Origin of the sequence: Myxococcus llanfairpwllgwyngyllgogerychwyrndrobwllllantysiliogogogochensis (assembly GCF_006636215.1) — a bacterium.
Taxonomy (GTDB): Bacteria; Myxococcota; Myxococcia; order Myxococcales; family Myxococcaceae; genus Myxococcus; species Myxococcus llanfairpwllgwyngyllgogerychwyrndrobwllllantysiliogogogochensis.
Map to the genome: position 1 here is coordinate 1 of NZ_VIFM01000372.1, position 9,171 is coordinate 9,171.

The following is a 9,171-nucleotide window of genomic DNA, read 5'->3' on the forward strand; positions in this document are numbered from 1 at the left end:
CCTCCCGCCCCCGCCTCCTCGGCCTCCGACGTGAGCGCGAAGTCGCGTCCCCGCGTTACCGAGCAGTTGCCACTCCCTCCCGGCTTCACCATCCCGAACGGCATCGCCCACGCCGTGGACGGGACGCTCTATGTGGGCTCCGTGGCGGATGGCCGCGTGCTCCGGCGCGCGCCCGGAGGTGCCTGGACAGAGCTGTTTCCCGGCTCGGAGCAGGTGTTCTCCGCGACGAGCCTCCGTCTGGATGCACCTCGGAACCTGCTGTGGGGGACGTCTCCCGATGCCATGGGATTGCTGCGCCCCAAGGGCACCATGGGTGGACGACGTCACGCTCGAATCTTCGCGCTCGACGCTCGCACGGGGGCGCTGCGCAAGCTCGTCCACCTGCCGGAAGGTGCGCTCGGAAATGACCTCACCGTGGCGCCAGATGGCGGCCTCTATGTCACGGACAGCGCCCGTGCCTCCGTGCTGTACCTGCGCCCCGGTGGTGAACACCTGGAGACGTGGGTGACAGACCCGCGCTTCAAGGCCCAGGGCACGGGCATGAGCGCGGTCGGCCCCGCCGGAATCGCGCTCGCCGCGGATGGGCGCACGCTCGCCGTCAATACCTACGGGCCAGGGCGGCTGTTCTTGATTCACCCCGGAGCGTCGTCCGACGCCCCGCCCCGAGTCACCGAGGTGGAGCTGCCTCGCCGTCTGGAGAACCCAGATGGGATGCGCTTCGCACCGGATGGCCGCCTGCTCCTCGTCGAAGGCTCGATTCAGAGCGGCGACGGACGCCTCATCCGCGTCGAGGTCCTCGGGAAGACACAGGGCCCGAGGGCGCTGGAAGTGCTCGCCTCGGGGTTGGAGTCGCCCGTCAACCTCACCGTGTCGGACGAAGGCACGGTGTGGGTGACGGAGGCGCGTCTTCGCGACCGACTCCTCAAGGGCACCTCGGTGCCTCTGCCGGAGAACTTCTGGGTGGCTTCGGTGCCACTGTCCCGCTGAAGCCCCGGCTGCCTCCACCCTCTCGAAAGACGGTGGAGGCAGTGAGTCTTCCCTCGCGGCTCAGGTGGTCAGCGAGAAGGTGATGCGGATACCGCCCAGCAGGTACTCCTCACCATCCGCCACCTGCCGGCGGGTGATGCGGGTGTTGTCGAACCACGTGCCGTTCGAGGACTTGAGGTCCTCGATGAAGACCTCGTCGCCGTCGCGCTGAATCACCGCGTGCTCGCGAGACACCCTCGCGGACTTCACCATCAGGTCGGCGCTCGGCCCACGCCCGATGATGAACCGCTCGCGCGCGACGAGCACGGGCTCTCCCTCGTCGAGCTTGACGTGCACCTTCAGCTCCGGCGGCGCCTGGACGATGATGGTCTTGTCCGGCTTGACGGCGGCGCCTGTCTTCCGCTCGTCCTTGGCCTGGGTCACCAGGTCGGCGGAGTCATCGTCCGCCAGGGCGGGACCACTCGCGGCCGCGTCCTCTTCGTCCGCGTCTTCGGCACCCGACTCGTCGCCCTCGGCATCCTCATCCGAGTCGTCAGCGTCCTTGCCCGAATCCGTGTCGTCGGAGTCCTCCTCATCGGCGTCGTCATCCGAGTCCTCGTCATCCGAGTCCTCGTCATCAGCATCGTCGTCCGAGTCTTCGTCTGACTCTTCAGCGCCCTCGTCCGAATCCTCCTCGTCCGAGTCCTCGTCATCAGCGTCGTCGTCCGAGTCCTCGTCGTCCGAGTCCTCCTCCGGCTTCGCTTCCACGGGCTCGACCCATTGATCGACATCCCGCACGAGGTCCCGGACTCGCGCGCCGACGGCCTCTCGCAGCGCCTCCACATCAACGGGAGCCTCCGCGACGGCGGCCTTCTCCTCCGGCGCGGCGTCACTGGCCAAGGCCTCATCCGCATCCGGTGAGCCTTCGTGCTCCCCGGTCTTGGACTCGTCCTCCTCCGTATCCGCCAGCTCGACAGCCGGCGGTGCCGTCCGCGGCTCCACCTTCTGCTCGACCTCGCGGACAATCTCCCGAACGCGCTCGGCGACCTCGACGCTCGGCGTGGCGTCACTGGGTTCCGTCTTCGTCTCGACGGGGGCCTTCGCCACCGTCAACTCAGGCGGCGCGACGGCGACAACGACCGCGGGTGCCGCCACGGCGACCACCGCCGGAGCAGCCACCGCTTCCGCGAGGCTGACCTGCGTGGGCTGGATGAACCCGAACTGTCGCGCGAGCGAGAAGACGGCCTGATTGACGAGGACGTCGCGGTCCACGCCCATCTCCCGGCTCATCGTCTCCAGCGCGGTCCAGAGCGGATCCGCGATTTCGACCTTTCGAGGAGTCCTATTCATGACTCAGCTCCCCCTCAGGTTGTCCTGCCAGGGAGACACATTGTCGCTGTCGGCCATCCAGTAGAACATCGCCTGCACCTCGCCGTATTGCTGCTCGACGATGCCCACCAGGTTGGGGTGGACATTGTCGATGTCGATACCCTCGAACTTGAAGCTGGCGGCCCCTGAAGCCTGCGCGCCCCGGCCTCCCGTCACGCGGCGATCCCTCGCGCGCCACAAACGCTGACTGGCCATGCCCGCCGCGTGGCCGAAGTCCTTCGGCGGCGACAGCTTCCGAGGCATCACGACCTGTGTCTCACCACAGGCCCACAGCAGCCACGTCAGCGCGGCCCACTCCGCGCGAGCCGTGCGCACCAGGTCCGGCAGACCCAGCGTCCCCACGGCGAGCGTCTCGTCCACGGCGACCGAGTCCTCGCCAATCTCCACTTCGTCCTCCGCCAGCTCCACCGGCCCGTCAGGAAGCAGCGCCGACACATCCGGCGGCATCCAGGGCATGGCCGCGCCCGGCTTGAAGCGCTTGAGCAACTCCGCACGAAGCATCTGCAGCCGCGTCGCGTACTTCTGGGCGACCCGCTGGATGACCTTCAGCTGCTGCGCGGGCTTCTCCGGCAGGTCGTTGTACGTCGAGTGCGGCGTCTCCTTCGCCGGCCAGAAATCGAACCGGGGGAAGAGGCAGTGCGCATAGGCCCGCAGGAAGTCCGCCGTGCCGGGCTCCGACTTCGCCAGTCCATCGGCATCCATCAGCGCGTGCTCGTCCATCCCCAGGTTCAGCAGGATGAGGCCGCGCGTGAACAGGAACGCCGTCCGCGTCGGCTCGAACAGCAGCGCCGCGTTGACGAAGTCCAGCGCCGCCCGAGGCCGGTCCGTCTGGTCCAGCAGCACCGCGTAGCCCCGCAGCAGCATGGCCACGTCACCCCCATGGACCAGCGTCTCCGCCATGGGCGACCAGGAGTCCGACGCCTTCTCCAGCACCTGACCCGCCGTCGCTTGCGCGTTCTCCGGCGTGCGCGGCAGCGTCACTCGCTCCACCCACTCCTTCAGCGGCCCCACCTGCTGGTCGCTCGAGGTCGCACGGGCCAGCGCCAGGAGGGCCTCGCGGTACTTGCGCGCCGCGATGCACGTGTCCGCGTATTCACGCCACGCCGCCGCCGACCGGGGCAGATTGGAGAAGACCGGCGAGGCCTTCATCTCGTCTTCGCCCTGCGCGACACCCAGGTCCCGCGTCAGCACCACCTTGCGGTCCTGGTCGAACAGCGTCCAGGTGCCGCAGGCGTCGTCTCCCTCGAACCGCCCCTCGTCGAACATCACCCGAGGGTCCGCATACTCGTCCTTCGCCAGCGAGCGGTACACGCCATGGCGATTGCCGTCGACGAACTCTCCCTCCCAGAGCAGCTCGCCGTCCTGGGTCCAGAAGCGCGCCAGGCCGTGACGCTCACCCTCCGCGTTCAGATTCACATGGGACCACTGGTTCAGGTCCTCGCGCAGCTCCGCCTCCACGGGAACGCCCGCGGGCCGGTCCGGGTACGGCTCGCCCGTCGACGGCACCACGCGGCGGTCCTCGCCGTCGTAGTGCTTCACGCCGACGACGCGGCCGTGGTCATAGGTCATGACCGTCTTGCGCACCTTCTCCGAGACGCCGTTCTCGTGCATGCGCTCGGTGGTGAACTTGTCGGAGGCGAACCACGTCCGGGGGCCGTGAAGGTCGCCCTTCACGAACTCGCCGTCCTGGGACACCTCGCCGCTCTCGTGGAAGCGCTTGAAGGGGCCGTGCGGCTTGCCCTGCTCGAAGGTGCACTCGTTGCAGAGCGTGCCGTCCGCGCGCCAATACCGATAGGGCCCGTGGTTGCGGGCCTTGGCGTCCTTGCCGCCGTGGACCCACTCGCTGTCGCTGTCATCCCATTCCGCTTCGGGATGAACACCGGGAGGAGCGATGCCCTGCTCGGTGAGCTTCTTGTTCTCCTCGGCCTGCCGGGCGACGGCGGCGTCCAGCGCCTTCAGGGACCGGACCAGCGTGTCCAGGCGCCCCGGCGACATCGCGCCGCTGGAGCGGTGGACGACGACACCGTCCTTGAACGCCATGAGCGTGGGGATGGACTGAATCTCGAACCGGCCCGACAGCTCCTGCTGCGCCTCGGTGTCGACCTTGCCGAACACGACGTCCGGATGTTTCGCCGAGGTGGACGCATAGGTGGGGGCGAAGGCGCGGCAGGGACCGCACCACTCCGCCCAGAAATCCACCAGGACCAGACCCGGCTTGCCAGTCGTCTGCTCGAAGGTCTCGGCCGTCAAATCGACGGGGTGATCACTCACGATGGTGCCTCGGAATGCGAATGGAAGTCGGCTGCTTGTAGTCAAACCCATCGCGGCACGCCAGTGACGGCTGCCCCCTTCCGCCCCCGCATCCGGTTCTTCGAAAACGAGACGAAGCCCCTTATGCTGCGAACCGTGCGCTCGTCCTTTTCCAGTCTCGTGCTGGGTCTCCTCCTCGTGGTCGCTCCCTCGACTCCGGCCCTGGCCCAGGCGGCGGAGGATGCACCCCGCCTGCATGAGCTGCGGTTCGACTGGGCTCGCGACAGCGTCATCACCGGCTCGGCCGCGGTGCTCTGGATTTCGAGCGAGGCGTTCTTCAAGAGCGACCTGGCGCCGGCGACGTGCCGCTGGTGCGACCGGGCGCCGGATGGGACGGACACCCTCAACCGGGTGGACCGTTGGGGCCGGGGGCTCGCGGGGAGCACGGAGGCATCGCGCCACCGGGCAGGAACGTGGAGCAACATCCTGGGCTTCGGCGTGCTGCCCGCCGGAGTGATGGGCCTGCAGTTCGCGATGGGACGCGCGTCGGACAGCCCGGACCGGTTCTTCGCCCAGGACGCGACCATCATCCTGGAGAGCGCCATGCTGGCGACGCTGGCCAACCAGACGGTGAAGTTCCTCGTCGGTCGCGAGCGCCCCTTCGTCCACGTGCTGCCGGAGGACCAGAAGGGCCTCACCGAGCAGCCCAGCGACAACAACCTGTCGTTCTACAGTGGACACACCAACCTGGCCTTCGCGCTGGTGGTCTCCGCCGGCACGGTGGCCGCGCTGCGAGGCTACGAGCATCAGGCGTGGATCTGGGCGGTGGGGCTGCCGCTGGCGACCTCCGTGGGCTTGCTGCGCATGGGCGCCGACAAGCACTACCTCACCGACGTGGCCACCGGGGCCCTGCTGGGTGCGGCCTTCGGCGTCGCGGTGCCCCTGCTGCTTCACGGGCGCACCGGCACCGTGGAAGCCAACGCCTCTCGCCGCTCTTCTTCCGCCGCCCGGTTGATGCCCGTCGCCGGCGCGCGCATGGCTGGCATCTCGGGCGTCTTCTGAGCGCCTCCAGCCACGCGGCGTGGCTCGGCGCGGCGCCACCGCGCATGCACCGGACCGCGCGATGGCTCGGTGCCCTGGCCGCGCTGCTGCTCGTGACAGGCTGCCAGTCCGCGAGCAGGTTCGCGCCCACCTACCTGCTGGTTCCTCCGCAGCCGGTGGTGCTGACTCCGCCCCTGTGGGGACAGCTCGAAGCGGGGCCCTGGAACGTGGGGCTGCGCGTGCGGACCCTCCCTCCGGACGTGGCGGGCGCATCGACGCTCCAGCTCACCCTCTGGTATCCCGCGCGGGGTGGGGACCCGACGCGCCGCGTGCACTATCGCGACTACGTGGGGCTCACCAGCTCCGAGGAGCATCCCGAGGCCACGGGTGACGCGCTCCTCGCGAACGAGGCCGTGACGCGGTACGAGCAGGGCCTCGTCGACCGAGGCATTCCCGAGGAGAGCACGAGCGCCTGGCTCGACTCGCCCATGGCCGCGGTGCCTGACGCGCCGCCCGCGCCGGGCCGATTCCCGCTCGTGCTGGTGGCGCAGGGCCGCTACCACTCCGCCCAGCATCAGGCCGTGCTGGCCGAGTACCTGGCGAGCCACGGCTACGTCGTGGCGACCACGCCCTCGCCCACTCGGCGCGCGCCGCCTGGACCGGACCTCGACGTGCTCGCCACCGCCCGGGCCCAGGCGCACGAGCTCGAACGCGCGCTGCACCAGCTCCAGTCGGACAGCCGCATCGACTCCACCCGCGTGGCGCTGGTGGGACACAGCCTGGGCGCTCGGGCCGCGTTCCTCTTCGTGCTCGCGCATCCCGAGGCCGCCGCCCTGGTGAGCCTGGATGGCGGCCTCGCGAACCAGGCAGGCAAGGACTGGCTGACGGGCCTGCCGTACTTCTACCCCGAGCGCTATCGCGTCCCGCTGCTCCACATCTACCAGGAGGGGGATGCGGAGGTGGTGCCCGACTTCGAGTTGCTGGAGTCCCTGCGCGGCGCGGAGCGATGGACGCTGCGCATCGCGGGGATGCGGCACCTGGACTTCACCAGCGTAGGTGCGGCCAGCGTGCTGGCTCCGGGCCTGGCACCCACACAGTCCGCGGAGGACATCGCCCGGGGCTGGGCCACGACGGCGAGCGCCACGCGCCGGTTCCTGGATGCGAACGTGCGGCGACGGCTGGTCATCCCGGGAGCCCCGCCCCCTCCGCCCAGCCCGCTCGTGACACCCGACCCGAGGGTGACGCTCACGCATTGGGGTGAAGGACAGCCCTGAGCGTCGCTACATCGCGCCGACCGGTGCGTCGTCGGCGTTGGCCTCGCTCTCCACGGGGGCAGGCGGCAGCGCGGACATGTCCCAGCGTTGGCCTGCCTCCCACGCCACCTGCCCGGTGGTGCCCCACCCGACGCGCTGGACCGTCGAGCCGTCGTACTCCAGCCAGAAGACCGACTCCTCCGGCCGGGTGGCCTGGTCCAGACAGGCGATGCGCGTGGCGGGCCGCCCCACTCCCTCCAACGTCACCGCGAAGGACTTGTGCGAGTGACCGCACAACAGCCACTTCGGCTGCACCGTGTCCACCACCCGCCGCGTCACCGCGTTCCCAATCCAGTACGAAGGCAGGGGCCGGGGCGGCGAGGGGTTCTCCTCGCGGGCGCGCTGGACGATGCCGCGCGGCCACTCGTGCACCAGCATCAGGTCCACGTCTCGCAGGGACATCACGCGCTCGACCTCCGCCGCGCGGAAGTATCCCGCCTGCTTCATCAGGTCCTGAGTCACGGGCCGCTTCAGCGGCTGGTCGATGAAGCGCGGCGCATGGATGCCGGAGAGGTAGGCCACGCGAAGCCCGCATAGCTCCCGCACGCCCGCACGCCCCAGATAGGACACGCCCGGCGCCAGCTCGCCTCCGTCCAGGAAGTCGTGCAGCGCATCGAAGTCCTCGTTGTTGCCCCCGATGAAATAGAGCGGCCGCTTCACGCGCCGCACCCCGTCCGCGTACTCGGCGAACTCGGCGGGCATCATCCGCTTGGCGGCCTTGCGACGGTGGTCATCCGCGCGGCGGAACGCCTCCACGTCCCCCACCGCGAGCACCATTCCCACACGCCGCCCACGAGACTCCTCCAGCGCGTCCAACCACGTCTCCACGCGGTGGAAGCGACCGTGGACGTCACCCAGGGCAGCAACCAGGAGGGGCTCCGGCATCGCGTCCGCAAGGCTGCACCCGCTCCTCCACTCTGTCGAGTCATCCGTGCCCCAGGGGACCGACCGCTGACAGAAAACCCACACTTCAGTGCGGGTGCCCCCCACGAGGCCATCCCTTCCCCGGCCCTCAATCACAAACAAAACCAATGTTTCAAACACCGCTCCACCTGGAAGACGGGACCCGGGGAATTAGTGGCTCAATATTTCTCAAATCCACGCCAACCCAATGAATTCACTGGGATTCAATGAGGTTCCCAGCGCGACGGGGTGATGAAGGAAACCTCACCGGCGCACGAAACAAATATTCGCGTTTTATCGACAAACATTCCAAACCCTCTCAGCGGAGAACGAAATGACCATCCGGTCCCTCCTTCACTCTTTTGCCGCGCGCCCCGTCCGGAGTCCTTCCCACGACACATCTCGTCCCTCCGGGACAGCCGCCTCCGGACGGCCGGCGCCGCGCCAACGCATGGATGCCTTCGACGCCCCGGGGCCGTCCCCGCGCAGGGCCGAGGATACGAAGGGGTTGAAGCACCCCGGGCGTGCCGTCGGCACCGAACTCCGCGAGGCCGCCGACGAGGCACGGCGGAACGAGAAGCTCGATGAGCTGGGCGAGGCACTTCGAGCGCGGATGCTCCGTGAGTCGCTCCGCGACGCGGGGCGTGGCGAGAAGCTCGAAGACCTCGGCGCCGCGCTCAGGCAACACGCCTTGCGCGAAGCGCTGGGCAACGCAGGGTGTGGCGAGAAGCTCGAGGACCTCGGCGCCGCGCTCAGGCAACACGCCTTGCGCGAAGCGCTGGGCAACGCAGGGTCTGGCGAGAAGCTCGAGGACCTCGGCGCCGCGCTCAGGCAACGTGCCTTGCGCGAAGCGCTGGGCAACGCAAAGCGTGGCGAGAAGCTCGAAGACCTCGGCGCCGCGCTCAGGCAACACGCCTTGCGCGAGGCGCTGGGCAACGCAGGGTCTGGCGAGAAGCTCGAGGACCTCGGCGCCGCGCTCAGGCAGCACGCCTTGCGCGAAGCGCTCGGCGACCCGGGGCGGGACGAGCAGATGGCGAAGCTTGAAGCCCTCCTCCTCCAGCATGCGCCTCGTGAGCTGGGCGCCCAGATGGCGGAGGCGCTGAGAAACAGTGTTCCACCCGGCTTGCCGGAGGCCCCGACCACCGACTGGCAGGTGCAACCCGGTGACACAGTGGGGGACATCTCGTGGAGCCTGATGCAGCAAGGCGTGCCGGGCCCCGTCGAGGACATCGCGCGACAAATCGTGGAGCTCAACGGCCTGGAGAATCCGGACCTCATCCACGCGGGCAGCACGCTCCAGGTTCCCGCC

7 protein-coding genes are annotated in these 9,171 nt (G+C 69.1%); 4 read left to right on the forward strand and 3 right to left on the reverse strand.

Features of this window, described 5'->3' with window-relative positions; all coding sequences use genetic code 11:
- A partial coding sequence (locus FJV41_RS52815) for an SMP-30/gluconolactonase/LRE family protein (protein ID WP_181791403.1) occupies positions 1–987 on the forward strand: 987 nt, incomplete at its 5' end.
- A 60-nt stretch (positions 988–1,047) separates the two neighbouring features.
- On the opposite strand, the gene FJV41_RS45615 is transcribed toward FJV41_RS52815, so the two are convergent.
- Both FJV41_RS45615 and FJV41_RS45620 read right to left on the reverse strand, forming a co-directional pair.
- Positions 1,048–2,316 (reverse strand): FHA domain-containing protein, encoded by a 1,269-nt coding sequence (locus FJV41_RS45615; RefSeq protein ID WP_141648913.1) that lies wholly within the window; start codon positions 2,314–2,316, stop codon positions 1,048–1,050.
- A 3-nt stretch (positions 2,317–2,319) separates the two neighbouring features.
- Positions 2,320–4,626 carry a thioredoxin domain-containing protein gene (locus tag FJV41_RS45620; protein WP_141648914.1) on the reverse strand — a complete coding sequence of 769 codons (2,307 nt, stop codon included), beginning with the start codon at positions 4,624–4,626 and terminating at the stop codon, positions 2,320–2,322.
- A 123-nt stretch (positions 4,627–4,749) separates the two neighbouring features.
- Between FJV41_RS45620 and FJV41_RS45625 the strand changes: the two genes are divergently transcribed.
- Both FJV41_RS45625 and FJV41_RS45630 read left to right on the forward strand, forming a co-directional pair.
- Entirely contained in the window at positions 4,750–5,667 is a 918-nt protein-coding gene (locus tag FJV41_RS45625) for a phosphatase PAP2 family protein (protein WP_141648915.1), read from the forward strand.
- A 44-nt stretch (positions 5,668–5,711) separates the two neighbouring features.
- Positions 5,712–6,920, forward strand: coding sequence for a dienelactone hydrolase family protein (locus FJV41_RS45630; RefSeq protein WP_141648916.1), 1,209 nt, complete (start codon positions 5,712–5,714; stop codon positions 6,918–6,920).
- Between the two features lie 6 nt (positions 6,921–6,926).
- Here FJV41_RS45630 and FJV41_RS45635 read toward each other — a convergent pair whose 3' ends face one another.
- Positions 6,927–7,844, reverse strand: a complete 918-nt coding sequence (locus tag FJV41_RS45635) for a metallophosphoesterase (protein ID WP_141648917.1) — start codon at positions 7,842–7,844, stop codon at positions 6,927–6,929.
- A gap of 631 nt (positions 7,845–8,475) precedes the next feature.
- Between FJV41_RS45635 and FJV41_RS45640 the strand changes: the two genes are divergently transcribed.
- The coding region (locus FJV41_RS45640) for a LysM peptidoglycan-binding domain-containing protein (protein ID WP_181791405.1) at positions 8,476–9,171 on the forward strand (696 nt) is incomplete at its 3' end.